We start from the raw sequence: 25,591 nt of genomic DNA, 5'->3' as shown, positions 1-25,591 counted from the left end.
AGGAGTGGGTCCGGGTCGAGCGGACTCGCCCAACCCGGCCAACTCCCGCGGACGCGGTGAAACAATCGAGGACATGTCGCATTCACCGGCTCCTGTCGAGGTACGCACGGTCGAGGTACGCGAGCTGTCCTCCCCCGACGAACTCGAAGAACTGATGCGGATCTTCGACGACGTCTGGCGGCCCGACCCGACGAGACGCCCGGTGGGCATCGACATGCTGCGGGCGCTGTCGCATTCGGGCAACTATGTCTCCGGCGCGTTCATCGGTGATCACCTGGCGGGTGGGAGCGTGGCGTTCCTGTCGGCGCCGGCCGGTGAGGCCCTGCACAGCCACATCACCGGGGTGTCCCGACGCGGCCGCGGCCACCATGTCGGCTACCTGCTGAAGATGCACCAGCGGAAGTGGGCGCTGGCACGTGGACTGGCGACGATCACGTGGACCTTCGATCCGCTGGTCGCACGCAACGCGTATTTCAACATCACCAAGCTGGGAGCCGAGCCGGTCCACTACTACGAGGACTTCTACGGCGAACTCGGCGACGAGCTGGGCGGCGGCTCGGACTCCGATCGGATGCTGATGTCGTGGGCGCTGCACGACGAGCTACCCGACAGCATGGACGGCGTCGGGAGCGTGGAGGCGCTGATCGCCGACGGTGCGGTACCGGTGATCGACGATTCCGACCGGTCGCGTCCGGTCGCCCATCACGAGCGGGTCGAGCCCGACGCGACCGTGGTGGTGGCGTTGCCGCGGGACGTCGAAGCGATGCGGGTGAGCCATCCGCTCGATGCCGCGCGGTGGCGGATCGTGCTGCGGGACGCGATGTCGCCGTTGCTCCTCGAGGGTGACACCCGACGGTCCGTGCGATTCCTGCGGTCGGGTCACTACGTGTTCGGTCCGGCGGGCTCGGGGGTGCGGTGAGCGTCGAATTGACTCCCGCCGAACTGACTCCCGAGGATTGGGGCCGGTACCCGCACACTCTCGCCGACGTTCTGCCTGCCGCATCAGTTGCCCTGGGCGTTTCTCCTGACTCTGGCCTCGTTGTGCCGCCGAGTGATTCGGTGGTGGTGCTGCTGATCGACGGGCTCGGTGCGACGTTGTTGGAGGAGTACGCCGAGTTCGCGCCCACCCTGCGTGAGCTGACCGCGACCACCCTGCGTGCAGGATTCCCGGCGACGACGGCGACAAGCATCCTGAGTCTGACGGTCGGCGCGCCCTGCGGCGTGCACGGGATCATCGGCTACAGCTTCCGTCCCGACGACGACTGCCGAACACGCGGTTCGCGCCGGGTGTTGAACTCGCTGCGCTGGAGTCTCGACGACGCGCAGGGCCCGTCGGCTCTGGTCACCTATCCCCCGGCGTTGGTGCGCACCCATCCCGGGAGTCTGGAAGCGCTTGCGGACGAAGGCGTTCGGGTGACATACGTGATGCCCGGCGAGTTCCGCGGAACCGGCCTGACCCTCGCGGCGTTCCGCGCGCCCGGCCAGTACGTCCCGGCGGTGACGCCCGACGGGGTGCGCGACGGCGTACTGATGGCGGTGCGTGGACACAGTCGCCATCGCCGGTTCGTCTACGCCTACTACAGCGAGCTGGACACGGCGGGCCACATCCACGGACCGGGGTCGGCGGCGTGGCTGGAGAAGCTCCGGCTCGTCGACCGACTGGTGGCCGAGCTCGCCGCGGAGTTGCCCTCTGGGACAACGCTGCTCGTCACCGGCGACCACGGCATGATCACCGCCGACCGCGCCATCGACATCGACACCGCGCCCGGACTTCTCGACGGTGTCGAGGCGGTCGCCGGCGAGGCGAGGGCACGGCACGTGTACGCGTCACCGGGTGCTGCCGAGGACGTGTTGAAGGCATGGTCGGGGTATCTGGGCGACGCCGCGCACGTCGTCTCACGGGAGCAGACCCTCGACGAGGGATGGTTCGGCCCCGAGGTGACCGATGCGGTGGCGAAGCGGATCGGGGACGTGGTCGCGGTGGCACGGGACTCGGTCACGCTGACGCGGTCGAAGAACGAGACGATGGAATCGATGATGATCGGCCACCACGGCGCCTGGACGGCCGCGGAACAGCTTGTGCCGCTGCTGGTTGCGCAGGGGTAGAGGTTTCGATACGGCTCGTCGCAAGCTCCTCGCCTACTCAACCAGCGAAGGGTTACGGCTCGTCGCAAGCTCCTCGCCTACTCAACCGGCGGGGGGTTACGGCTCGTCGCAAGCTCCTCGCCTACTCAACCGGCGGGGGCCTCCTCATCGGTCACCAGATCAAGGCGGACACCGAGGAGGCGGACCGGACGGTCGATGTCGAACTTGGTGAGCAGGTCGGCGACCACCGCTTCGAGCTGATCGAAGTCGAGACTCGGCGCGGGGAGTTTTCGAGATTTGGTGCGCGTGTAGAAGGTCGTGGTCCGGACGGTCACCGCGACGCGGAACGGTAGGCGTTCCTCGGCGACGACCTGATCGAGCAGCTCACGCAGCAGTTCGGCGGCCGCGGTGCGCATCTCGGACGGTTCCGAGATGTCGGTGGCGAAGGTCCGCGACTTGGAGTGCGACCGGGCGAGCCACGGTTCGGCGGTGATCGTCGAATCACCACCGCCGCGGCACAGGACGTACAGCCAATTCCCCTGGTGCGGACCGAAGGTGGCGATCAGGTCGTCGCGGGGTGTCGCGATGAGGTCGTTGACGGTCTCGACACCGTTGGCGGCGAGTTTGGCCGAGGTCTTCGGCCCGACACTCCACAGGTCGCGAGTCGGCCTCTGACCCATCAGGTCCAGCCAGTTGCGGTCGTCGAGCAGGAACACGCGTGGCGCGCCGACGCCGTCGTCGGGTGCGGCTCCGGGCGGCCGCTTGGCGAAACCGGTGGCCATCTTCGCGCGCTGCTTGTTGTCGCTGATACCAACGCAGCTGGTCAGGCCGCACCGTTCGAGGATCTTCTGCCGTACCCGTTCGGCGAAGTCGACGATGGCGGCGTCGTCGAACGGGTCGACCTCGGCGCCCCGCACGCTGACGCCGAGGTACGCCTCGTCCCAGCCCCACACCTCGACGGGGTGACCGGTTCCGCGCAGCACGTCCATGACGTTGGCCGAGGCGGCGTCGTACGCCCCCATGTCCAGGGGGAGGTACACGGCGTCGGGCAGCTTCTTGTAGGCGGCACGCAGCGGCATCCCGGCCCGCACGCCGACGTCCCGCGCCTCATAGGACGCGCAGGTCACCACCTTGCGGGCCTCGGTGGGGTCGCCGTTGCCGCCGACGATGACCGGGACACCGACGAGCTCCGGACTGCGCAGTCGCTCGACCGAGACCTGGAACTGGTCGAGGTCGACGTGCAACAGCCACCGGTACCGTTGCGAAACCGAGGTGGTCACCCCGCCAGGGTAACCACGGACCGACGCTCAGACGGTGCAGTCAGCCGGCGATACGGACGTCGATCTCGCCGAGTCCCACGCTTCGGCACGACGAACGCAGCGAATGCGGGTTGTACCGCAGCACCGACAACCCGCGCTGGGTCTCCGTCGACCAGCCGGCGAACGACGCACTGGCCTCACAGATGTACCCGGTCAGCTCCGCGGTCGACGCCTCATCGAAAGCGGCCACCGCGTGGACGAGCACCTTCTCGAGCAGCGCACGGTCGCGGTGCAGCGGCGGCGGAACGAGATTGAGTGACGGAGAAGCGGTTCCGCAGTTCGTCGGATCGGTCAGCGCATGCACCGCGACGAGCAGGAAGGCCAGCGAGACGATCGCCCGCGAGGCGGGATCCCCGAGGCGACCCGGATGCGACTGGATGATGTGGCACACCTGCACCGGGCGCGGCGGGGTGACGCCGACAGCCTCGGCCCGGCTGGGCTCGAGGAGCCCCAGCGCGGCCAGGGCTTCTTTATGTGCAGACGAGATGGATTCGGCGGCAAGCGCATCCGCATGCATCCGCCGCAACTGGGAGACGATCGCCTGGTGGCGTCGCGCCGCGTCGTCGATCTCCCCGACCAGATGTTCGGTCAGTCCGAAAGTGGACGAGTAATGGGTCAGCGCCTGATATCCGGCCAACACGATGTGCTGCTCGATGGCGATGGCTTCGGCGATTGCCGACGGTTCGAGAAATTTTCTGGTGCTGCGCTTAGACGCGCGCGCCGAGAGAGTACTGGTCAACTGAGCCCTCCACACACGTAGACCACAAATGCTCCGGTGTGGAATCTGCCCACCCCGGTGTTGACCCCCTACGCTTCGAGCACCCCCTTCGATGCCGTTAACGAAGCGCACGATCACCATAGCTTGAATTACGGAAAAGTGTGAGTCGATCGACTGAAGGCCGAAAAAGGTGTCGCGGACAATCCGCGACGGAAGACCCTTCCCTTCGCGCGGCGGACGGGTTTCACTCGATGCAGAGGGCTTCGACGGAGGGACTCTTCATGCTGCGCTTCCTCTCCCGCGAGTTGCACAGCTGGCGGCTCATGCACGCCTCGTCGAACCGGCTCGTCCGACCGATGGACCGGGTGGAATCACTCGTGCTCGTGGCGTTGCTCGTGTCCGCGCTGGCGGGCGTTCTCGTCGCCCTGACCATCGGCGGCAACACGTACGCCGCGCACAAAGCCGTCGCGGAGGTTCAGGGACCGCGCCAGTCGGTGAGTGCGACCGTCATCGCGACACCGCGGCAGGACGGCGATCCGACGGTCGTCGCGTGGCGGCGGCCCGACGGCGCCCGCCTCACCGCCGAGGTGGACGCCGAGCGTCACGACCGCGTGGGCCGGGTCCGCATCATCTGGCTCGACGACGAGCAGCACGTCACAGACCCGCCGGTCACCCACACCGATGCCGTCGTCGAAGGTGTCATGGCCGGGCTCGGCGTCGTGATGCTGACCGCGATGGGCTGGTGGGGGCTGGTCCTGCTCGTCCGGGCGGCGGCCGACCGGCATCGGATGCGGCGGTGGGAGGCCGAGTGGCGCGAGTTCGACATCGACAGCCACCGGTGAGAGGCCTCGAACCTGCTGCTCAGCCGTCCTCGGCGTCCTCGAGGTCACGCGTCGACAACCAGGCCTGCGAGTCGTCGATGCCGACGTGCGGCGGCAGCGGAGGTAGACGGGTCCCGAACACCTCGTGCGTGAGTTTGCTCAGGGCGCGACATTCCTGCGCCCAGCACATCCGGCCGGCCGGGGTGGTCTCGTAGGTCCGACGCCCCGGATACCCCGCCGGCGCCTCACAGATCCCGACGAGCCCGCGCCCGACGAGTTCGTCGAGCACCGACCGGAGCTCACCGGGCTGGAGGCGATAACCGCGGCGCTGGAGTTCGTCGAGTATCCGATGGTCTGACGCGTCTTCGTTCAGGCCGATACCCAGGATGTGGACACGAATGGCGGCGCGCTCAACAGCTCTCATCTGCCATCCTCCCTTCACTCAGGAGACCGCCGCGCGGGGCAGACGAGGATCGGGCACGTCGGCCTGCTCACGCGCCGGTGAGGTCCACGATCCTCCTCGAGACCCGCGGACAACAGGGTCGCAATGCCCAGAACTGCGGGAACGACCCGCCGAGGCCTACCGTCCGGGTCGGTCGAGGACGGCCTCGACGAGCAGTCGCTGTTCGGCGCGGGCGACGTGCATCCGGGTGGTCGCGATGGCGTCGGGATTGACCGACACCGAGGTGATCCCCATCCGCACGAGGCGTTCGGCGAAGTCCGGGTTGGTCGACGGTGCCTGCCCGCATAGCGACGAGGTGATGCCGCAGCGGCGGGCGGTGGAGATGATCGTCGCGATCGCATCGAGGACGGCCGGGTCGCTGCCGTCGAACAGTTCGGCGCAGGATTCGGAGTCGCGGTCGACGCCGAGGATCAGCTGGGTGAGGTCGTTGCTGCCGATCGACACCCCGTCGATGCCGGCCTTGACGTATTCGGGGAGCCAGTACATCACCGACGGCACCTCGGCCATCACCCATCGATGCAGGCCGCGCTGGCGGCCGAGCGGACTCTCGTCGATGAGTTCCAGGCAGCGTTCGAGTTCCCAGCGGGTCCGGACGAAGGGCAGCATCACGTGCAGGTTGGGGTGCGTCTCCCGGGCCCGCGCGAGGGCCGCGAGTTCGAGCCGGAAGACCTCGGGTTCCGAGACATACCGGTAGCAACCGCGGAAACCGATCATCGGGTTGCGTTCCTCTGGTTCGAACTCCGCTCCGCCCTCGAGTCCGCGGAACTCGTTAGAGCGCAGGTCGGTTGTCCGGTACACCACCGGTCGGGTGCCGAACGGTCCCGCGATGCGTCCCAGGGCGTCCGCCATGGCCGAGACGGCCGCCTCGGTCTTGCCGGCGGCGATGACCGCACGCGGGTGCCGCCCCGACAACGCCTCGGTGAGCATGAACTCGGCACGCAGCAGACCCACGCCGTCGACGTCGGTCGCGCCGACCTCGGCGGCGTGCTCGGGCGACCCGAGGTTGACGTAGACCTTGGTCGCCGTCACCACGGCCGGCTGCCCCTGCGTCGGGGACGATGCCGGGGCCTCGGACACCGTGGCCCGCTGCGGGGCGACACGACCGGACCTGACCTCGCCGGAGCCACCGTCGACCGTCACCACCGATCCGGCCGTGAGAACCTTGGTGCCCGTTCGGGTTCCGACGATGCACGGGACCCCGACCTCGCGGGCGACGATCGCCGCGTGACAGGTGATGCCGCCACGGTCGGTGACCACGGCCGAGGCGCGCCGGATGGTCGGCAGCCAGTCGGGGTCGGTCATCGGCGCGACGAGCACCTCGCCGTCGACGAGTTCGTGTCCGTCGCGCGGGGAATGCAGGATGCGGACCTCGCCGCTCGCGATGCCCGGGGCGGCCGCGAGACCGCGCACCAGGACCGGCTTCGGCGACTCGTCCGGGGTGTCCACGCCGGTGGTGATCGGCCGGGACTGGACGATCCAGATCCGGTGCTGGGAATCGATCGCCCACTCCATGTCCTGCGGGCGCGCATAGTGCCGTTCGGCTCGCAGGGCCATCCGCGCGATCGTCTGCACGGTCGTGGTGTCGATGACCGGCGTCGTCCTCCCCGGCGCCACCGGCTCGCGGCGGTCGTGACCGTCGTTGCCCCGCACGATCCGGAACTCCTGGTTGCCCATGCTGGTCTCGAGCACCGAACAGTCCGACCTCGCCACCAGGAAGGTGTCGGGGGTGACCGCACCGGACACCACCGCTTCACCGAGTCCCTCGACGGCCTCGACGACGAGATGGTCGGGATCGCCGGTGACGGGGTCGGCGGTGAAGACGATCCCAGCGACCTCCGACGCCACCATCTTCTGCACCACCACCGCCATGAGCGGATCCGAGGACAGCCCCTTCTCGGCTCGATAGGAGACGACCCGCGGGGAGAACAGCGACGCCCAGCACCGCACGATCGCGCCCAGGAGTTCCTCGGCGGAACCGACATTGGTGAACGACGCGTTCATGCCCGCGAACGATGCGTCCTTGCCGTCCTCCCCGACCGCCGACGACCGCACCGCCACGTTGGCGCCGGACCCGTCGGACTCGGTGTCGAGGTTCCGATATGCGGCGAGCACCTCGTCGACGACCCGCGGGGTGATGCCGACCTTGGTCACCATCTCGGCCATCCGGTGGCTCAGGTCGGCGAGCCGGGCATCGTCACCGACCGCCGACAGGGCCTCGCGGTGGGTGGCGGCCAGGTCGTCGTACACCCCGCCGTCGCGCATCGACTCCGCGAACGCGTCGGCGGTCAGCGCGAAGCCGTCGGGTACCGGCAGCCCGGCCTTGATGAGTTCGCCCAGGTTCGCGGCTTTGCCGCCGACCACCATCATCTGCTCGAGTCCCAGCTCGGCGAAGGTCAGTACGTGCCTCATACGCTCACGATTCTCTTCTCGCGACGCGAGCCCTAGTGACCAACGGCGACGACCGCGATGACCAAGGTCTCTTCGTCGAGGTGCGTTCGTGGCGTCGAATGACTGTGTCGGGTCCCCGCGGAGACGTCGACGAGAAAACGGTGCAGAAGATGTCCACCCCACAACCGCTCCCGTGGCCGCAGGCGCTCGCCGCCTTCGGACGGTGTCTGGTGGACGTCGCGCGATCGCTATGGCATCGGCGACTGCATCAGCCGTCGACGAACCTCGGTCGGGTCATCGCCTTCGCCGACGGAACACGGGCCACCGCCTACCGGGAGACCGTCCGCAGCAACGGCCCGGTCACCGAACCGGTCACGCTCGTCGTCGCGTTCCGGTTGCGCTGGGTGGGTGGCAACCGGTTCGTGCATCGATTGTTCCGGCTCGAAAGTGTCTGCAACACCGTCTTGTTCGCCGGTTTCGACGGATTCGTGTCGAAGCTGTGGATGACGGCCGACGCCGATCACGTGTACCGGGGCGTCTACGAGTGGGACGGTTACGACAGCGCGGTCGACTACGTGCGGGCTCTCTGGTGGCCGCTCATGGTCGTGAGTCGACGGGACTCCATCCGGTTCCACGTCGTCGGCGACAGCACGCGGGAATCGCTGTTGGACGGAGCGCACGGCGGACCAGACGGGTCGTGGTGGCGACCCGTCTGATCCGACCCTGCCTCACCGGTCGTCGTCGACGACCTGTCGGGTCCACCGATCGATGTCGTCCCAGTCGCGCGCATCACCGTAGCGACCGCCCATGAGGCGGAACAGGATTCGTCCGAATCCCCGCCAGTACCCCTTGCCGATGGCACCGGCGAAGGCCCGATGGGAACGCAGGAGTCCCTTCTCCTCGATCTCCGCGACGGCGCGCGGCAGCGGCGTATGCGATCGGAGGAAGCCGGCCACCCGGGGCGACAGGAAGGTGGAGGTCGCTCCGACGGAGGAGACCGAGAACGCCCACACGGGGCCGTCGCGTTCGTTCGCCACCATCTCGGCGAACCGCTCGGCGGCGGGCAGCCACTGCGCGTTGTGGATCGCGCTGCCGATGACGAGATGGTCGGCGCCGAGGGCGGTGTGGTCCTGCGGACCGTCGGCGGTGAGGTCGCACAATTGAACCGTCACGCCACCGGCACGCAGGCCGTCGGCGATCCGGTCCGCGATCTCCTCCGTCGATCCGTGCGCACTCGCGTAGGCGACCACGGTGCGCTTCGCCGTCACCACGGTCTCCGCGTCAGGGGGCGGTGTGGGTGACCATCACCGGGCACTGCGCGACCTGCAGGACCGCCCGGCTGGTCGATCCCAGCAGGAGACCGCGGATTCCGCCGCGGCCACGCGTGCCCACGACGACCAGCTGGGCGGTCTCCGCGGCGTCGACGAGAGCATCTGCGGGCGAACCGATCTCGACACGTCGTTCGATCTTGACGTCCGGGTAATCCTCCGGATAGCCGGCGAGTTGTTCGCCCAGCAACTCCTCCCCCTCATCCCGGAGCTGGCGGATGATCTGGTGCTGGTCGCCGTAGAACGCGGTGCCGGAGAATCCGCCGAACGTGTGCACCGCGAGCAGAGATGTCTGCAGCAGGTCGGCCTGCCGGAAGGCGTGGCCGATGGCGGCGGTGGAGGTCGGCGAACCGTCGACGCCGACGACCACCGGCCCGGCGGTGGGTGGTGGGCCGCCCACGACGACGACCGGGCATTCGGCATGGATTGCCGCGTCGTTGCTCACGGAACCGAGCAGCAGCCCACGGACGCCACCGACGCCGCGACGGCCCACGACCAAGAGGTGCGCCTGGCCGGATGCGTGTCGGAGCGCGAGCAACGGTGAACCGCCGACCACCTTGCCGTCGACCGGCACGTCGGGGGCAGTCTCCTTCGCCACCGCCGTCCCGGACTCCACCGCGCGCCGGGCGTCGGACTGCATCGCCTCGATGACGACATCCGACGTCATCATCGCGGTCGGCGCGTACGCCCCCGGGATGATGCCGACCGCGGACAGCACACGCAGCGGACGCTTCTCGCGGGAGGCGGCCGCCGCAGCCCAGCGGACGGCCATCAGTGCACAGTCGGAGCCGTCGACTCCGACGACGATCGGTGCGGTCGAATCGGTCATGGTGAACTCCTTCGTACGGCGACGACGCCAACACCTCCGGCACCTCCCATCGTCGTCGCGGAGCCCGCGTCGAACGTGAGTCGAAGGTCATCGCGGCCGATCCGAAGGTCCCGCCGCCGTGAGGGTCCGGGGCGCCGTCAGCCGGAGGCGAAGCTCCAGATGAGAAGTGCGATCCACGCGATGGTGCCGAGGATGTTCACGCCGAGTGCCGTCATCAGCAGGGGACCGCGGGGCCCCTCCGCCCGGTTGAGACCGATCACGGTGACTGCCATGCCGACGATCGTGCCGAGGCAGATCGGGAATCCGAGGATGCCGAGGATCAGTCCGGCCAGGCCGTAGGTGTTGATACCCGACGACGACGCCGGAACCGGTTGCGCCCCGGCGGGACTCACCGGCTGATAACCGGGCGGATACGCCGGCTGGGGTTGGGCGTACATCGCCTGCGGTGGCGCGTACGCCGATTGGGACGGTGCCACCGGTTGAGCCGCGGTGATGCCGGCCGGGGCACGGTGGAGCTGCGACCACTGTTCGGGCCGGAGGTCGGCCGGACCGACGGCGCCGAAGACGACGCCCGGCTGTGCGACGACGCCGGGACGCAGGTCGAGTCCGTGCAGGGTGCCCGCCACCGGGGCATCGAGCGTCAACCGGCCCGACGGCGAGTCGAGCGTGGCAAGCGGCTCCCCCGCGCGCACGACCTGACCGCTTCGGGCCAGGACACTGGAGATGACGGCGCCCGACGGGACGGTCGGGAACGCGATCCGGCGGGCGGAGGCATCGACTGTCGCCGGCGTCGGCGGATCGGCGGGACGGGCCGCGTACTGCTGGGCACCCGCGGCGTCGTGGACGTCGACGTTGGTCGATCGCAGCAGGCCGCCCTGGGCGACGACGACCTTGGGGTCACCGATCCGGGCGACACGCCCCACCGACGACAGGGCCGACTGCAGCATCGGGATGCTGCTGGTCCCGCCGGTCACGTAGACGATGACGGGCCCCTTCGGTCCGGTACCGGCGGCGTCGGCGCGGGCGATGGCGTCGCGGGTCAGTTCGACGGCGCGGTCCACGAACGGCGCGATCATCGACTCGAACTCGCGGCGGGTCAACAGCAGCGTGTGCCGGGTGCCGGGCAGTTCGGTGACGGCCTGCGCGGTGTCGGAGAGGGCTTCTTTGGCGGATCGGACATGGTCGGCGAGGGTGATGACGGCGGCCGGGGCGCGGAGGCGGGCCGGGAGTTCGGGGTCGATCTCGGCGGCTTCCTCGAGCACCCACCGCGTCATGCGGGCATCGAGGTCGCGGCCGCCGAGGTTGTTGTCGCCGCCGGAACCGGTGACGGTGAAGCCGTCGGCCCCGGCGCGGATGAGGACGGCGACGTCGCAGGTGCCGGCACCGAAGTCGAAGACGCACATCCGCTCGTTTCCCGTGACGTCATGGCCGCGGTAGACGTAATACCAAGCGGCGGCCAGGGATTCCGAGGCGATGCGCAGCCGGTCGGCGGAGATGCCCGCGCGCTCGGCGGCGCGTCGGAGCACACCTTTGCGGCGTTCGCTCCATTTGTCGGGGTGGGTCAGGATGATCGAGTCGAATTCGGGAAGACCGCTGTGGCGCAGGGCGGTCCGGTGCACGTGCCGCAGGACCGCGCCGATGAGGTCCTCGATCGGCCAGAACCGGTCGCCGAGTTCGATCTCTCCCTCGTCGATCCGCGACTTCGGGGAGTCCTCGTAGGCGTCGGGTGCCTGCACGCGGCGATGGACGGCGTCGTGCCCGACGACGATCCCGCCGTCGTCGGCGAACACCGCGGACGGCATTGCGGGACCGCCGGCCCCCAGGGGCACGATGACCGGTTCGGCCAGTCCGACGCGGTATGCGGCCGCCGTGTTGCTGGTACCGAAGTCGATGCAGAGTCGACGGCGGCTCTCCTGTGTCACCTGACCACCTCCCACCATCTGCCCTGGGGCACATGGATACACAATCGACCGGTGTTCATCCGGTGGGCGCCCGAAGGACTCGGGCGATCGCTTTGCGGACGTTGTCGACCGCCACGATCTGGGTGCGCAGATCGGCGGCGGTCTTCTCCCGGTCGGCAGCCGACTTCTTGGCCTCGACCGCGGCGTCGTTGATGATCTTCGTCGACTCGGCGAGGAGTCGTTCGAGCAGTTCGTCGTAGGCGATCTGCAGGTCGGCGCTCGCATCGGACTTGATCGACTGCAGCTGCGACCGCACGTCGGCCTTCATGTCGTTGACCGCCTTGGTCAGCCACTTTCGGTGGTTCTCCTTGCCGACCTTCGACGCCCGGAAACCGACCACCACACCCGCCCACACCGGCACGGCCACCACGTTGACCACCGGGATGATGGCCAGCGGTCCACCGGCGGCGACGATCGACAGCAGCACCGGGTCGACCATGTTCTTCCACGGCGAGATCTTCTCCTGCTCACGCAGTTTGAGGTCGTTCACGTTGCCGGAGATCCGGTCGACGAGCTCGCCGGAGAGAGTGGCGTCGGCGAAGAGATTGTCGGCGATCCGCTCGATCCCGGCGACGAAGAATGCGCTGACCTCGCGGGCTGCGGCCTCGAGGTCGACGGTCATCTGTCCGATCAGTTCCTGTCCGGCGCGGTGGGGTTCGTAGAAGCGGAGCTTGTCGATGCGCGTCGACCATTGGCCGAGGAGTTTGTCGAAGCGGTCGCGGATCAGGTCCTCGGTCTGCAACGACGCGGCGGTGATGTCCTGGTTGAGCCGGGCGCGCCACTCGCGTCGTCGATCCTTGAGGCGCTGCAGGCGATCTCGTTCGGCCTCGATGTCGGCGCGTACGGCGGGGGTCGCGGTGGCGGCCTTCATCTCCAGGACGAGGCGTTTGCGGACATCGTCGAGGCCGGCGAAGGCCAGTTGCAGCGCATTGCGTTCCGGCGACGCCGCGCCGTCGGCGACGAGCGGGGTGAGTGCGCCGACGAGTTCGGGGATGCCCGACGCGGCGAGGGCGCGGTCGCGGCGCTCGGGGTCGGTGATGGCGGCGGCCTGTTCGGCGATGCGGTTGGAGACGCCGATGATCGGGATATGTGCGAAGCGAGGGGCGTTGGCGCCGATCAGTTTCCGGTTCTCGGCGACGATGGTGCGCCACTGCCGCATCACCAGATCGGTCTTGGTGACCACCAGGACCACCGAGGCGACCTCCTCGCTGACGCTGCTCAGGAACGCGAGTTCGGGGGCCGACAGCGGGGCCGTCGCATCACACACCATGACGAGCACCGACGCGCCGCGGGCCGCGCTGACCGCGGCTTCGACGTGTTCGGGGACCAGCGATCCGACGCCCGGAGTGTCGACGATGGTGACGCCCGGGAGCAGTGGCGAATCGACGGCGACGCGCGCCGAGACCGGGGGCACGAGAACGGAATCGACCGCAGTTCCGGGTGCGAGGCGTTCGGCGGGGACACCCGCGGCATGGTGCCCACCGACGGTGATCCAGTCGGCGAGGTCGGCGACCGGGATGCGGTGGGTGGCACCGGGGAACTCGATGAGTGCCGAGCCGACGGGCAGATCCTCGGTCGCGAGGGTGAACCGGACGTAGACCGAGGTGGCGATCTCGGTGTCGACCGGTGCCAGTCCGCTCACGCCGACGAGGGTGTTGACCAGGGAGCTCTTGCCGCGGCTGACCTCGCCGATCACCACAACGGTGCCCTGCGGTGCGGGCCGATCCCGCACGCGGAGAGCGCGGTCGGCGATGGCGTCCTCGCCGTGTTTGCGCAGCATGTCCACGGCGGCCCGCAGCGTGGCGTCGGGGGTGGGGGCAACCGATTTGTTCACGCGGTCCACCGCCCTCGGCGCACCAGCTGATAGGTCTGTTCGAGCACCAGCAACGCCTCCTTCTCGGCCGATGTCGCGGCGAAGGCGCGTCGCGTGTGGCAGTCGGTGGCGCGTTTCTTGGCAGCGTCGGCGATCTGCGGTGGCGCGGCGCCGGGCGGCAGCGACAACAGCAGGCGCACATCGCGACTCGCGACGACGAGGTTCAGCTCGCCGATGAGGTCGCTGTCGGGTTGCCAGCGGGCGAGCGCCTCCAGGGCGGCGACCTCGCGCAGCCGGTGCAACTCCGGAGCGGTCTCGGCCTCCTCGATCGCCTCCAGGAAAACGTCGCGTCGTGCACTGCGATAGGCGGCTTCACGGAGTTCGGCCAGGACCGTGCGGGCCTTGAGGATGTCACCGACCGCGAGGAAGCGACGGCCGATCGCGAGGCGCAGTTCGTCGATCCCCGAGACCCGGTGCAGCCATTCGCAATACGCACGCGCACCCTGGCGAGCGGCGTCGGCCCCGGCGTCCATCGCGTAGGTACCGACCAACTCTTCGAGTCGGCCAAGCAGGTCGACGTCGAGTCCCGGAGGTGGCGGCGCGGCGCCGTCGAGGATGGACAGCAGCTCCCAGGATTCGAGGAGTCCGCGTCGGGAGATCTGCGCAGTCTCGCGTTCGGTGACCCCGCAGACCCCGGCCTCGGCCATCAGTCCCGACACCGCGACCACGGCACCCGCGATCGCCGGGAACCGCCGCCAGACGCGTCGGGCGATCTCCTGCGCCCTGAGCATCGGGTTGTCGGCGGCGATGAGGTCGGCATGGGAGATGACCAGGATCGTGTTCTGCGCCGACGCCCCGGCGTCGGAGAGGAATTGCACCTCGTCGGCCTTGGGGCCCGCGGCGTCGTCGAGGAGGAACAGGATGACGTCGGGTCGCGGGAGGCGGCCCTCGCCGGAGAAGACACGGCGGGTGGCGATCTCGGCGGTGTCGGTGAAGCCCGACAGCCCGGGGGTGTCGATGACGCGGAACCGCTCGCGGAGCAGGCGGGACGGGGTGTACACGACGGCGTGGTCGATGTCCTCCGGTGTGCGCCCCAGGTCGCCGCGCATGGTTCCGGGGATCTCGGTGACGGTGCCGTCGAGGCCGACGACCTCGACGCGCTGCGGGTTGCCCTCGGTGTAGAGGGCGGCGACCTTGGTGCACTCGGCACGGTCGGTGGGTGCGACACGGTCGCCGACGAGTGCGTTCAACAGCGTCGACTTGCCGGCGCTGACACGTCCGACGAGCGCGACGGTGAGCGGATTCGCCAGTTGCGCACGCAGGGAACCGATCAGCGTGGGATCGGGCGCGAGCGGGGTTACCTCGTCGAGCAACTGCTCCACGCGACCCCGCACGGTCCTGTGTTGCTCCACTGATCGGTCCTCCAGTTCACGGACATCGCCTCGTGACGTTGCGTCGTATCGTCGGCGCCGGGAACATTTCCGCGTCGTCGACACTCCTAGTCACGTGACGAGAATTGTCCACGACCGTCGACGCCCTGACAGTCGGCCGGATGACGGTATCCGGGCCGGCGCCGCACCCGTCACAGATTCGAGCAGGAGCCGAACACGATGACCGACAACGACACCAGCTGGGACGACCCCCTCGACGGGGACGACTTCGAGTCCTGGCTGCGCGAGAGCGACCCGCCGAGCGAGCTGGCCGTACCGGCTGCGACCTGGGATTCCGCGGTCGAGACCGCCTTCGACCCGTCCCATGAACTGACCGAGGACCTGACCGTCGCACCCGGCCCGGATCCTCTCGATGAGGAATCTGCCGACGGGTTCGGACTCGTCGGGTTCGATGACGATCTCGGCCGGGGTCTGGACGACACCTTCGACACCCCAGATGTTTTCGGCAGCGACGACGACGTCAGCGACGAGTCATTCGGTGACATGACTTTCGACGACTCGAACCTCGGCGACGACTTCTGAGGATGGACACTTCGGAGGTGTATTCGTTGACCGACGAATCCGAATCGGGCGCAGTCCTTCTCGAACGTGCGCGCTCCGGCGACCAGCAGGCCTTCGCCATGCTCGTCGAACAGCATCGGGATCGGCTGTGGGCCATCTGTTTACGCATCACCGGCAACCAGCACGACGCCGAGGACGCTCTTCAGGACGCATTGGTCGCCGCGTGGCGCGCGATCGGCACCTTCCGGGGCGACGCGCAACTGTCGACCTGGCTGTACCGGATCGGGTCGAATGCGGCGCTCGCGCGCATCCGCAAACGATCCGACGCCGACGACATCGACGACCACGACCCGATCAGTTCCCTCGACGTCGCACAGCAGGTCGTCATCTCCGACCGCATCCAGGAGGCGTTGTCGCAGGTCCCGGACGCGTATCGAGCAACTTTCGTGTTGCGGGTCTACGGCGAGCTGAGCTACTCCGAGATCGCCGAAGCACAGGGCATCGGCCTGCAGACCGTTCGCAGCCGAATCTCGCGCGCACGGTCCATCCTCTCGGAGTTGCTCGCCGATCTGCGTTAGCAGTCGTTGCTTTCTGTTAACGAATTCTGTTCTGCCGATTCATGTTTCAGCCGGTTGAATTATGGGAGGCCACTCGGTCCGCGGTTACGCTCATCCTCGTGCTCATCGGCGGCCCAGATCATCTCATCGGATGACCGAATCCGCCCCAGGGAACAAAACACCGCCCGGTTCCTCTCCAAGTAACCAGAGCACGACAAGCACCACCCACAGGATTCCCTGGAAGGAAACACCATGAGCAAGATCCCCGCAGACGCAGTACTCGTCGACACCGACGGTGACGGCACCATCGACGCCGCCCTGACCGACGTGGACGGCGATGGCGTCACCGATGCCGTCCTCGACACCGACGGCGACGGCCAGGCCGATTCCATCGCCTACGACACGAACTCCGACGGCGAGATCGATGTCATCGAGGCCGACACCGATGGGGACGGTTACACCGACCTCGCGGTCGCCGACACCGATGGCGACGGCACCTTCGACACCGCCGTCGACGACGAGGGCAATGTCGAGGTTGGCGACTTCGGCAGCATCGACGGCGGCGACGCCGTCTGACAGTCCACTCCCCGAGAAATCCCGGTCGCGCATCGCGGCCGGGGTTTCGTCGTTTCTAGACTGTCCGAGTGCGAACCGACCTGAGCAAACTGGCCGACCCCGACCGCGGAAACATCGGATCCCTGGAGTTCGCCATACCGGTGTGGGCCACCGCGACGGCGCTGGTGCTCGTCCTGATCGTGGCCTGGCTCTTCGGTTCCGTCGCGAAGTGGCTACTGCGCCGGCGGGCACGACTGAACACGACCACCTGCATGGTGCTCTCGATCATCGGCACCGCCGTCGGCCTGTACATCGCCGGCGCCGTCGACCACCGCATGGACATCTGGAGCCCGGTGACCATCCTGCTCGGTCTGGTGAGTTCGATCGTCGCGGTCGGCGCCTACGCGGTGATCGCAGCTCGGTTGCAGAGCCCGACCGACATCTCGGTCGCCGAACTCCTGGAGTCCGGGGAATCCGAACGGGTCGAATTCAAGTCGACCGCCCGCATGAACCTGCGCACCAAGCAGCGCGACCCCGCACTCGAGGCGGTGATCGTGAAGACGGTGGCAGCCTTCCTCAACTCCGACGGCGGGAACCTGCTGATCGGTGTCGACGACGACGGCACTCCCCTGGGTCTCGACGCCGATTTCACGCTGCTCCGCCAGCCCGACGCCGACCGGTTCGAACTGTGGCTGCGGGACCTCCTCACCACGATGCTCGGACAGAGCACCGCCGCCGAGGTGGGCATCTCCTTCGAGAAGGTTCCGCGCCCCGCCGAGGACGCCGACTCCGAGGGCCCGGCCGAGGTTCTGGTGTGCCGGGTGGAGTGCACCCCGTCGCCGCGCCCGGTGTACCTCCGCGGCACGAAGAACAACGCCGTACCCGAGTTCTGGGTCCGCGCAGGCAACTCCAGTCGGCAGCTGAGCGTCGACCAGGCCGCCGAATACGTCATGTACCGCTGGCCGCTCGGCGTCGGACGCGCGGTCGCCGCTCAGGTACAAGCGGCCGTGCGGTTCTCGGCGGTCTGACCACCCGCCCACGGGCAACGCACCACTCGCCGGCCGAAAATCCGTCCCCCTGAGCCCTACTCGAGGGCATATTGCCCTCCGACCCCGCTCAGGGGGACGAGATCTCACGACGCCTCGGGTCGTCCTGGCGTCTGATGCGATGGCGGTCGGGTCGAGTGACGGCTCTGATGTCCTCGAGAACGCTTTCCCAGTCATAGAGAACGTCGTCATAGGTGACACGCATCGTCATCCAGCGGTCGATCAGAGTCATCCGGTCTCGTCGACGATCGTTCCGAAACGCTTCTGCGCTCGAGTGGTACTGCTGGCCATCGCACTCGATCAGCAGCGAGCCCACGCGCAGATCCGCCCGTTCGTGTCCTCCGATGGAGGGCTGAACCTCCACTTTGAAGCCGGTGGCGACCAGTCGAACGCGCGCGATCGATTCCGTGCCGGACTGAGATCGCGCATCGCAGCGCCCGAACAGTTCCGCCACCGCCTTCGTCACCCTGCCCATGTCTGCCTGTATGTCGGGGATGGTCAGCGGGGTCGTGCTCAGGATGGAGTCGACGGTCGCGACCCAGTCCTCCGGTTTCAGACAACGCGCCGCGCAACCCAGCGCGATCGGGATCGGATCGACAGCGGACACCACCGGAAGAGGTCGACCATAGCCCTGGCACCACCGAAAAGGGCCGGTCGGTCGGGCGGCGGACTTACGGTGTTTGGGCCGGCGAACGTGGGTCTCCTGGTATCCCGGAGGCACCCAGATCCCTTCGGAGCCGTGGGCTTTGTGAAACCGGAGCGCGGAAACGCACGACAACGCCCCACCGGCCGCCACTGCCGAGACCACTCGTTCGTCGGCGCCCTCTGCGCTCACCCAGCCGTGCGCTACCGGGTTCAGCCGACCCGCCCGGCGGGCTTCGGTCACGTCCACCGGGGACCAGCCCTTTGCCAGTAGTTCGCTGAGGGGGTAGACACCGCAATCTGACATATGTCTTGGACGCACCGATTCCTATTTCGGTTGCGCGTTTCCAGAAAGAGGACCGAAATCGTCCGCAATGCCTGGGATCGTGGTTCCAGAACACAAGACCACGACATCAGGAGGAACCGTGAACTGGACACTCGAACTCGTCATCCTGCCGGTCAGCGACGTCGACCGCGCCCGCGACTTCTACGCGAAGATCGGCTTCAACGTCGACCACGACCACACGGTCTCCGAGGACGTTCGCTTCGTCCAGATGACGCCGCCCGGTTCCGCCTGCTCGATCGCGATCGGCAAGGGCCTCACCGACGCCGAGCCCGGTTCGGTGAAGGGGATGCAGGTGGTCGTCACCGACATCAACGCCGCGCGCGACCAATTGCTCGCCGCCGGTGTCGATCCCGGCGAGGTCGACGTGCAACCGTGGGGGCATTTCGTGTACTTCGCCGACCCTGACGGCAACCAGTGGGCCGTGCAATACATGCCGTATCGCGACAACTGACTGCCGCGCCGCGGGCGGTCGCGGATACGGTGGGATATGCGATCCCCCATCGACGACTATCTCCATCAGGTTCTCCAGGACTGCCGCGACGACGACGCCGGGGACGTCATGTCCGGCAATCGTGAACTCGAACGGGCGGATCCGTCGTCCTTCGGCATCGCGCTGGCCACCGTCGACGGCACCGTCTACACCGCCGGGGACGCCGACCACGAGTTCTCCATGCAGTCCATCGCGAAGCTGCCCGCCTACGCACTCGCGCTCCGGGACCGGGGACTCGACGGCGTCCTCGACCGCGTGGACACCGAACCGTCCGGCGACGCCTTCAACGAGATCTCCCTCGAAGCCGAGACCGGCCGCCCCCGCAACGCACTCATCAATGCCGGCGCCATCGCCGTCCACGGCATGGTCGACGGCGACAGCGCCACCGAACGGGTCGACCGCATCGTCGACCTGGTGAGCACCCTCGCCGGTCGAGAACTGTCCGTCGACACCGACGTTCACTCCGCCGAACTGGCCTCCGACGACCACAACACCGCACTCGCCTACCTGCTGCGGTCCGCGGGCAAGCTCGAATACGAACCCGACGAGGTCGTCGACGGGTACGCCGCACAGTGCGCGATCAAGGTCAGCTGCCGCGACCTCGCGGTCCTGGGCTCGGTCCTCGCCAACGGCGGACTCTCCACGACGAAGGACGACGAACGCCTCCTCGAAGGATGGATCGCCCGACATCTGCTGTCGGTGATGGCCACCTGCGGCATGTACGACGGCAGCGGCAGCTGGATGGCCAAGGTCGGGATACCCGCGAAAAGCGGTGTGAGCGGTGCGATCCTGGGGGTTCTCCCCGGTCAGGTCGGGGTCGCGGTGTGGTCGCCGCAGCTCGACGAGCAGGGCAACAGCGTGCGCGGCGTCGCCGTCTTCGAAAGGCTCTCGCGCGACATGGAACTGCACATGATGCACGTCGCGCCGTCGGGCATGCCGGCGTTGCGGTCGGTCCACGAGGACGACGGCGCCACCATCGTCGAACTCCAGGGCGACGTCCGGTTCGCGGGTGCGGAGATCATCGCCAGCCGTGCGTGCGAGGGTTTCTCCACCGACAAGGTCGTCATCGACCTCACCCACGTCCGCGTCATGGACGACGCCGCGCGAGGGCTGCTACGCGAGATCGCGAAACGACTCGAGGACGACTACGACACCACCATCGAGGACCCGAACGACCTGATGGACGAAGGCCCCGACGACGAGGGCACCGACGAAGAATGAGCAGCCCGAGGCGGTTCCGAGTGTCGTGGGTCGCGGCGCTCGCCGCCGTCATCGTGCTCCTCGGAGTGGCCCCGGCAGCCGTACGGGCCGCCCCGGCCACCCAGCAGTCCGTGGAGGTGTCGTCGTCCCCCGTTGCCACCGAATGCGCGGGCAAACCCGTCCGGGTCGACGCCCGCTGGTACTTCCCCGCCGGTCGGCCCACCGCTCTCGTCTGGCTCCAGCACGGCTTCTCCCGTAGCGCGGCCAACCTCGATGCGCTGGCCCACTCATATGCGAGCACGGGTTTCCTCGTCGTCAGTCCGACGCTGGACTCGGTCAACCTCACCGGCTGTGCGGTCGCGTACAACATCGCCGACAACTCGGCCTTCGCCCGCACCATCGGCGGGGTGTTCGGTTCCGGCCGGGACGAGGGCAGCCCACTCGCGACGAGTCTCGTCCGGGCACAGAAAGCGGCACACCGGCCCGACGTGACGATGCCGTACCGAATGGTCTTCGCCGGGCATTCGGCCGGCGGCGAGTTCGTCGTGGTGGCGGCCGACGCGCTCCGTCGCTCCGACCCGGCCGCCTACCGGCGTCTGGCCGGCCTCATGTTGTTCGATCCCGTCAACTCGTTCTTCGGCGCGCACTTCGCCTCCGCCGCAGCATCTCTCGGGGCCGACCGGCTTCCAATCCGGGTGATCGCGTCGCAGCCGTCGGTGTCCAACACGTTCGAATCCGGCGTGTCCATCCTCCAGCGGACGACGAGGCAGGATTTTCTCGGCTCGCGACTGGTCACCGGTGTCCACATCGACGCCGAAGGCGAGTCCACCGACCTCATCGGCGAACTGTCCGAGCTCGCCGTGCCGCGTCCACGAAACGGTCGGGTCATCCACACCCTGGCCACCGGATGGTCGTCGGACATGGTGGCCGGCACCGTGACCCGCACCTACTACCCCGGCGGACGCTACTACGATCTCCTCCTCTCGACGGCCACCGTGACCACCCTCCCCGTGCGCTGAGATATTCCGGACAGCGAAAAGCCCTCGCACTCAACGAGTGCGAGGGCTTTTCAGCTGTCTTACGGCTTACCGGTATTCGTTGGAGAAACCGTAGTCGTCCAGCGGCACCGCAGCGCCGGCCGGAGCACCGAAGGTGCCGTCCGGGCTGTAGTAGGTGTCGTCGTACGACGGCACCGCGTAGGCCGCGGCACGTGCCTCTTCGGTCGGCTGAACCTGGATGTTGCGGTAACGGTTGATACCGGTACCGGCCGGGATCAGCTTACCGATGATCACGTTCTCCTTCAGACCGATCAGCTTGTCGCTGCGGCTGTTGATCGCCGCGTCGGTCAGGACACGCGTGGTCTCCTGGAACGACGCCGCCGACAGCCACGACTCGGTCGCGAGCGAGGCCTTGGTGATACCCATGAGCACCGGACGTCCGGCTGCGGGCTCGCCACCCTCGGTGACCACCTGACGGTTGGCCGCCTCGAACTCGGCACGCTCGACGAGCGAACCGGGCAGGAACTCGGTTGCACCGTGATCGATGATCGTCACGCGACGCAGCATCTGACGAACGATCGTCTCGATGTGCTTGTCGTGGATCGACACACCCTGGCTGCGGTAGACCTCCTGGACCTCGTTGACCAGGTGGATCTGCACCTGACGGGGACCCATGACGCGCAGGACCTCGTGCGGGTTGGCCGAGCCCTCCATGAGCTGCTGGCCGACCTCGACGTGGTCACCGTCGGCCAGGAGACGCTCGGAGCCGTCCTCGTGCTTGAACACGCGCAGACGCTGACGCTTCGAGATCTTGTCGATGACGACCTCTTCGGAACCATCGTCCGGGATGATCGTGATCTTGTAGAAGCGGTCGTCGTCCTCGAGGCGAATCCGGCCGGAGACCTCTGCGATCGGCGCGACGCCCTTGGGGACGCGGGCCTCGAAGAGCTCCTGGACACGCGGCAGACCACCGGTGATGTCGTCACCGACGCCACCCTGGTGGAACGTACGCATCGTCAGCTGGGTACCGGGCTCACCGATCGACTGGGCCGCGATGATACCCACGGCCTCACCGATGTCGACGAGCTTGCCGGTGGCCATCGAACGGCCGTAGCAGTGCGCACACACACCGGTGCCGGTGGCACAGGTGAGGACCGAACGAACCTTGACCTGTGCGATGCCGGCAGCGAGGAGAGCCTCGATGGCCGGGTCGCCGAGGTCGTGGCCGCGCTCGACGACGACGTTGCCGTCGGCGTCGACCGCGTCGGCGGCCAGGGTGCGTGCGTACGCCGAGGTCTCGACATGCGCGTCGCGGATGATCGAGCCGTCGGGCTGCTTCTCACCCAGCTGCACGTTGATGCCGCGCTCGGTGCCACAGTCGGTCTCGCGAACGATGACGTCCTGCGACACGTCGACCAGACGACGGGTCAGGTAACCCGAGTCGGCGGTACGGAGAGCCGTGTCCGCCAGACCCTTACGGGCACCGTGCGTGTTGATGAAGTACTCGGCGACGGTCAGGCCCTCGCGGAACGAGGACTTGATCGGGCGCGGGATGAACTCACCCTTCGGGTTGGTCACCAGACCCTTCATGCCCGACAGGTTACGAACCTGCGTCAGGTTACCGGTGGCACCCGACCTCGGGATCATGATGATCGGGTTGTCCTCGGGGTAGTACTCCTCCATGGCCTTACCGACTTCTTCGGTGGCCTGCTTCCAGATCTCCACCAGTGCGTCGCGACGCTCGTCCGGCGTGAGGGCACCGCGCTGGAACTTGCGCTCCAGGCCGTCGGCACGCTCCTCGTAACGGTCGAGGATCTCCGCCTTCTGCGGCGGCACGAGCACGTCGGCCATCGACACGGTGACGCCCGAACGGGTGGCCCAGTAGAAGCCGACGTCCTTGAGCTTGTCGACGGTCTGGGCGACCACGATCATCGGGTAGCGCTCGGCGAGATCGTTGATGATCGCGGCCTGACGCTTCTTCGGCATCTGCTCGTCGACGAACGGGTACTCGATCGGCAGCAGCTCGTTGAAGAGCACGCGGCCCAGCGTGGTGACGGTGGTCCACGGCTGTCCGAAACGCCATCCCTCGGGGAACAGCTCGGCCTCGACCTCGGCCGGCGGACGCTGCCCGGTCAGACGCACCTTGATGCGCGACTGCACGGTGAGCTGACCGCGGTCGACGGCCATGATGGCCTCCGACGGGCTCGAGTAGACGCCGCGCTCGATGTCTTCGGCGGTCGCCGGGGTGTACTCGCCTGCCGCACCCTCCTTGAGGGTGGTCAGGAAGTACAGACCGGTCACCATGTCCAGACGCGGCATGGCGAGCGGGCGGCCCGATGCCGGCGACAGGATGTTGTTCGACGACAGCATCAGGATGCGCGCCTCGGCCTGCGCCTCCGCGGACAGCGGCAGGTGCACGGCCATCTGGTCACCGTCGAAGTCGGCGTTGAACGCCTCACACACCAGCGGGTGCAGCTGGATGGCCTTTCCCTCCACCAGCTGCGGCTCGAAGGCCTGGATACCGAGGCGGTGCAGCGTGGGCGCACGGTTCAGCAGAACCGGGTGCTCGGAGATGACCTCTTCGAGGACGTCCCACACCGCGGGGCGCTGACGCTCGACCATGCGCTTGGCCGACTTGATGTTCTGGGCCTGGTTCAGGTCGACCAGACGCTTCATCACGAACGGCTTGAACAGCTCGAGAGCCATCAGCTTGGGCAGACCACACTGGTGCAGCTTCAGCTGCGGGCCGACGACGATGACCGAACGGCCCGAGTAGTCGACGCGCTTACCGAGCAGGTTCTGACGGAAACGACCCTGCTTGCCCTTGAGCAGATCGCTCAGGGACTTCAGCGGGCGGTTGCCCGGTCCGGTGACCGGACGACCACGACGGCCGTTGTCGAACAGGGCGTCGACCGACTCCTGCAGCATCCGCTTCTCGTTGTTCACGATGATCTCGGGAGCACCGAGGTCGATCAGACGCTTGAGGCGGTTGTTGCGGTTGATGACGCGGCGGTACAGGTCGTTCAGGTCGGAGGTCGCGAAGCGGCCACCGTCGAGCTGAACCATCGGACGCAGCTCCGGCGGGATCACCGGCACGGCGTCGAGGACCATGCCCAGCGGCGAGTTGCCCGACTGCTGGAACGCGGCGACGACCTTCAGGCGCTTGAGAGCACGCAGCTTCTTCTGGCCCTTGCCGCTGCGGATGGTCTCGCGGAGCGACTCGGCCTCGGCATCGATGTCGAAGTTCTCGAGGAGCTTCTTGATCGCCTCGGCACCCATCGAACCCTGGAAGTACTCGCCGTAGCGCTCTTCGAGCTGGCGGTACAGCTTCTCGTCGATGATGAGGTCGCCCGGGGAGAGCTTGACGAACTTGTCCCAGATCTCCTCGAGACCGTCGAGCTCACGCTGAGCGGAGTCGCGCATACGACGCATCTCGCGCTCGGCACCGTCGCGCACCTTGCGGCGCACGTCGGCCTTGGCGCCCTCGGCCTCGAGCTCGGCGAGATCCTGCTCGAGCTTCTGCTGACGCTCGTTCAGGTCGGCGTCGCGCTGATCGGCGACGGCCTTCTTCTCGACCTCCATCTCGGCCTCGAGGGTCGAGAGCTCGTTGTGACGCAGTTCGTCGTCGACGGCGGTGATCACGTAGGCGGCGAAGTAGATGATCTTCTCGAGATCCTTCGGCGCCAGGTCGAGCAGGTAGCCCAGCCGGCTCGGCACACCCTTGAAGTACCAGATGTGCGTGACCGGTGCGGCCAGCTCGATGTGGCCCATGCGCTCACGGCGCACCTTGGCCTTGGTCACCTCGACGCCGCAGCGCTCACAGATGATGCCCTTGAAGCGGACGCGCTTGTACTTACCGCAGTAGCACTCCCAGTCGCGGGTCGGTCCGAAGATCTTCTCGCAGAACAGGCCGTCCTTCTCGGGCTTGAGCGTGCGGTAGTTGATCGTCTCCGGCTTCTTGACCTCACCGTATGACCAGTTGTGGATGTCGTCGGCCGTGGCCAGGCCGATCTTCAGTTCGTCGAAAAAGTTGACGTCGAGCACTTGTTACCTTTCCAGAGCTCTGTTGTCAGTGGTGAG

At 67.7% G+C, this 25,591-nt stretch carries 22 protein-coding genes; 11 read left to right on the top strand and 11 right to left on the bottom strand.

Annotated elements, in window-relative coordinates; translation table 11 throughout:
• Positions 1–73 precede the first annotated feature (73 nt).
• The gene (locus tag LQD00_RS04395) at positions 74–919 is read left to right on the top strand and encodes a GNAT family N-acetyltransferase (RefSeq protein WP_232715838.1); all 846 of its coding nucleotides are present in this window, start codon (positions 74–76) and stop codon (positions 917–919) included.
• Complete coding sequence (locus LQD00_RS04390; RefSeq protein ID WP_232715837.1) at positions 916–2,106, top strand: alkaline phosphatase family protein; 1,191 nt, start codon at positions 916–918, stop codon at positions 2,104–2,106. The genes LQD00_RS04395 and LQD00_RS04390 overlap by 4 nt, the downstream gene beginning before the upstream one ends.
• Positions 2,107–2,231: 125 nt before the next feature.
• On the opposite strand, the gene LQD00_RS04385 is transcribed toward LQD00_RS04390, so the two are convergent.
• A complete protein-coding gene (locus LQD00_RS04385; protein ID WP_232715836.1) occupies positions 2,232–3,365 on the bottom strand; it encodes a DNA polymerase IV in 1,134 nt (377 codons plus the stop codon).
• Between the two features lie 40 nt (positions 3,366–3,405).
• Positions 3,406–4,143, bottom strand: coding sequence for a hypothetical protein (locus LQD00_RS04380; protein ID WP_232715835.1), 738 nt, complete (start codon positions 4,141–4,143; stop codon positions 3,406–3,408).
• Between the two features lie 260 nt (positions 4,144–4,403).
• Here LQD00_RS04380 and LQD00_RS04375 point away from each other — a divergent pair, with 260 nt between their 5' ends.
• On the top strand, positions 4,404–4,964 hold the full coding sequence (locus LQD00_RS04375; RefSeq protein WP_232715834.1) for an Rv1733c family protein: 561 nt from the start codon (positions 4,404–4,406) through the stop codon (positions 4,962–4,964).
• Between the two features lie 19 nt (positions 4,965–4,983).
• Here the strand turns inward: LQD00_RS04375 and LQD00_RS04370 are convergent, their stop codons facing one another.
• Together LQD00_RS04370 and ppsA are read right to left on the bottom strand one after the other, a co-directional pair.
• Positions 4,984–5,367: a helix-turn-helix transcriptional regulator gene (locus LQD00_RS04370; protein ID WP_232715833.1), complete on the bottom strand. Its 384-nt coding sequence runs from the start codon at positions 5,365–5,367 to the stop codon at positions 4,984–4,986.
• A gap of 156 nt (positions 5,368–5,523) precedes the next feature.
• The gene (ppsA, locus tag LQD00_RS04365) at positions 5,524–7,815 is read right to left on the bottom strand and encodes a phosphoenolpyruvate synthase (protein ID WP_232715832.1); all 2,292 of its coding nucleotides are present in this window, start codon (positions 7,813–7,815) and stop codon (positions 5,524–5,526) included.
• 149 nt (positions 7,816–7,964) lie between these two features.
• On the opposite strand from ppsA, the gene LQD00_RS04360 reads away from it, so the two are divergent.
• Positions 7,965–8,510, top strand: a complete 546-nt coding sequence (locus LQD00_RS04360) for a hypothetical protein (RefSeq protein ID WP_232715831.1) — start codon at positions 7,965–7,967, stop codon at positions 8,508–8,510.
• 12 nt (positions 8,511–8,522) lie between these two features.
• Here LQD00_RS04360 and LQD00_RS04355 read toward each other — a convergent pair whose 3' ends face one another.
• The 5 genes from LQD00_RS04355 to LQD00_RS04335 form a co-directional block, all read right to left on the bottom strand.
• A complete protein-coding gene (locus LQD00_RS04355) occupies positions 8,523–9,065 on the bottom strand; it encodes a flavodoxin domain-containing protein (protein ID WP_232715830.1) in 543 nt (180 codons plus the stop codon).
• A gap of 10 nt (positions 9,066–9,075) precedes the next feature.
• On the bottom strand, positions 9,076–9,951 hold the full coding sequence (locus tag LQD00_RS04350; RefSeq protein WP_232715829.1) for a universal stress protein: 876 nt from the start codon (positions 9,949–9,951) through the stop codon (positions 9,076–9,078).
• A 137-nt stretch (positions 9,952–10,088) separates the two neighbouring features.
• Positions 10,089–11,873, bottom strand: coding sequence for an Hsp70 family protein (locus tag LQD00_RS04345; RefSeq protein ID WP_232715828.1), 1,785 nt, complete (start codon positions 11,871–11,873; stop codon positions 10,089–10,091).
• Positions 11,874–11,928: 55 nt separating this feature from the next.
• Positions 11,929–13,692, bottom strand: coding sequence for a dynamin family protein (locus tag LQD00_RS04340; protein ID WP_232715851.1), 1,764 nt, complete (start codon positions 13,690–13,692; stop codon positions 11,929–11,931).
• A gap of 50 nt (positions 13,693–13,742) precedes the next feature.
• A complete protein-coding gene (locus tag LQD00_RS04335; protein ID WP_232715827.1) occupies positions 13,743–15,137 on the bottom strand; it encodes a GTPase in 1,395 nt (464 codons plus the stop codon).
• 198 nt (positions 15,138–15,335) lie between these two features.
• On the opposite strand from LQD00_RS04335, the gene LQD00_RS04330 reads away from it, so the two are divergent.
• From LQD00_RS04330 to LQD00_RS04315, 4 genes are all read left to right on the top strand, one after another.
• Positions 15,336–15,698: a hypothetical protein gene (locus tag LQD00_RS04330; RefSeq protein ID WP_232715826.1), complete on the top strand. Its 363-nt coding sequence runs from the start codon at positions 15,336–15,338 to the stop codon at positions 15,696–15,698.
• A gap of 2 nt (positions 15,699–15,700) precedes the next feature.
• A complete protein-coding gene (locus LQD00_RS04325) occupies positions 15,701–16,255 on the top strand; it encodes an RNA polymerase sigma factor (protein ID WP_232715825.1) in 555 nt (184 codons plus the stop codon).
• Positions 16,256–16,486: 231 nt separating this feature from the next.
• Entirely contained in the window at positions 16,487–16,810 is a 324-nt protein-coding gene (locus tag LQD00_RS04320) for a hypothetical protein (protein ID WP_232715824.1), read from the top strand.
• 68 nt (positions 16,811–16,878) lie between these two features.
• Positions 16,879–17,817: an AlbA family DNA-binding domain-containing protein gene (locus LQD00_RS04315; protein WP_232715823.1), complete on the top strand. Its 939-nt coding sequence runs from the start codon at positions 16,879–16,881 to the stop codon at positions 17,815–17,817.
• An 88-nt stretch (positions 17,818–17,905) separates the two neighbouring features.
• Here the strand turns inward: LQD00_RS04315 and LQD00_RS22860 are convergent, their stop codons facing one another.
• Positions 17,906–18,784, bottom strand: a complete 879-nt coding sequence (locus tag LQD00_RS22860) for an endonuclease domain-containing protein (protein ID WP_406566952.1) — start codon at positions 18,782–18,784, stop codon at positions 17,906–17,908.
• 67 nt (positions 18,785–18,851) lie between these two features.
• On the opposite strand from LQD00_RS22860, the gene LQD00_RS04305 reads away from it, so the two are divergent.
• From LQD00_RS04305 to LQD00_RS04295, 3 genes are read left to right on the top strand one after another with little or no spacing between them, the layout of a single operon-like run.
• Positions 18,852–19,274 (top strand): glyoxalase superfamily protein, encoded by a 423-nt coding sequence (locus tag LQD00_RS04305; protein ID WP_269784626.1) that lies wholly within the window; start codon positions 18,852–18,854, stop codon positions 19,272–19,274.
• Positions 19,275–19,310: 36 nt separating this feature from the next.
• Positions 19,311–20,534 (top strand): glutaminase A, encoded by a 1,224-nt coding sequence (gene glsA / locus LQD00_RS04300; protein WP_232715820.1) that lies wholly within the window; start codon positions 19,311–19,313, stop codon positions 20,532–20,534.
• Positions 20,531–21,532, top strand: a complete 1,002-nt coding sequence (locus LQD00_RS04295; RefSeq protein WP_232715819.1) for an alpha/beta hydrolase family protein — start codon at positions 20,531–20,533, stop codon at positions 21,530–21,532. The genes glsA and LQD00_RS04295 overlap by 4 nt, the downstream gene beginning before the upstream one ends.
• Positions 21,533–21,598: 66 nt before the next feature.
• On the opposite strand, the gene LQD00_RS04290 is transcribed toward LQD00_RS04295, so the two are convergent.
• Positions 21,599–25,555 carry a DNA-directed RNA polymerase subunit beta' gene (locus LQD00_RS04290; protein WP_232715818.1) on the bottom strand — a complete coding sequence of 1,319 codons (3,957 nt, stop codon included), beginning with the start codon at positions 25,553–25,555 and terminating at the stop codon, positions 21,599–21,601.
• Positions 25,556–25,591: the final 36 nt, after the last annotated feature.

Source organism: Gordonia metallireducens (assembly GCF_021245825.1).
In the GTDB taxonomy this organism is placed as follows: Bacteria; Actinomycetota; Actinomycetes; order Mycobacteriales; family Mycobacteriaceae; genus Gordonia; species Gordonia namibiensis.
The sequence above is the reverse complement of the archived record's forward strand: the minus strand, read 5'-3'. Positions and strand labels throughout refer to the sequence as shown.

What these genes read in the sequence shown, in the direction of transcription:
- LQD00_RS04395 (WP_232715838.1), top strand. Translation starts at nt 74, where the DNA reads ATGTCGCATTCACCGGCTCCTGTCGAGGTACGCACGGTCGAGGTACGC.
- LQD00_RS04375 (WP_232715834.1), top strand. Translation starts at nt 4,404, where the DNA reads ATGCTGCGCTTCCTCTCCCGCGAGTTGCACAGCTGGCGGCTCATGCAC.
- LQD00_RS04370 (WP_232715833.1), bottom strand. Translation starts at nt 5,367, where the DNA reads ATGAGAGCTGTTGAGCGCGCCGCCATTCGTGTCCACATCCTGGGTATC.
- ppsA (WP_232715832.1), bottom strand. Translation starts at nt 7,815, where the DNA reads ATGAGGCACGTACTGACCTTCGCCGAGCTGGGACTCGAGCAGATGATG.
- LQD00_RS04360 (WP_232715831.1), top strand. Translation starts at nt 7,965, where the DNA reads ATGTCCACCCCACAACCGCTCCCGTGGCCGCAGGCGCTCGCCGCCTTC.
- LQD00_RS04350 (WP_232715829.1), bottom strand. Translation starts at nt 9,951, where the DNA reads ATGACCGATTCGACCGCACCGATCGTCGTCGGAGTCGACGGCTCCGAC.
- LQD00_RS04340 (WP_232715851.1), bottom strand. Translation starts at nt 13,692, where the DNA reads ATGCTGCGCAAACACGGCGAGGACGCCATCGCCGACCGCGCTCTCCGC.
- LQD00_RS04330 (WP_232715826.1), top strand. Translation starts at nt 15,336, where the DNA reads ATGACCGACAACGACACCAGCTGGGACGACCCCCTCGACGGGGACGAC.
- LQD00_RS04325 (WP_232715825.1), top strand. Translation starts at nt 15,701, where the DNA reads ATGGACACTTCGGAGGTGTATTCGTTGACCGACGAATCCGAATCGGGC.
- LQD00_RS04320 (WP_232715824.1), top strand. Translation starts at nt 16,487, where the DNA reads ATGAGCAAGATCCCCGCAGACGCAGTACTCGTCGACACCGACGGTGAC.
- LQD00_RS22860 (WP_406566952.1), bottom strand. Translation starts at nt 18,784, where the DNA reads ATGTCAGATTGCGGTGTCTACCCCCTCAGCGAACTACTGGCAAAGGGC.
- LQD00_RS04305 (WP_269784626.1), top strand. Translation starts at nt 18,852, where the DNA reads ATGCCTGGGATCGTGGTTCCAGAACACAAGACCACGACATCAGGAGGA.
- glsA (WP_232715820.1), top strand. Translation starts at nt 19,311, where the DNA reads ATGCGATCCCCCATCGACGACTATCTCCATCAGGTTCTCCAGGACTGC.
- LQD00_RS04295 (WP_232715819.1), top strand. Translation starts at nt 20,531, where the DNA reads ATGAGCAGCCCGAGGCGGTTCCGAGTGTCGTGGGTCGCGGCGCTCGCC.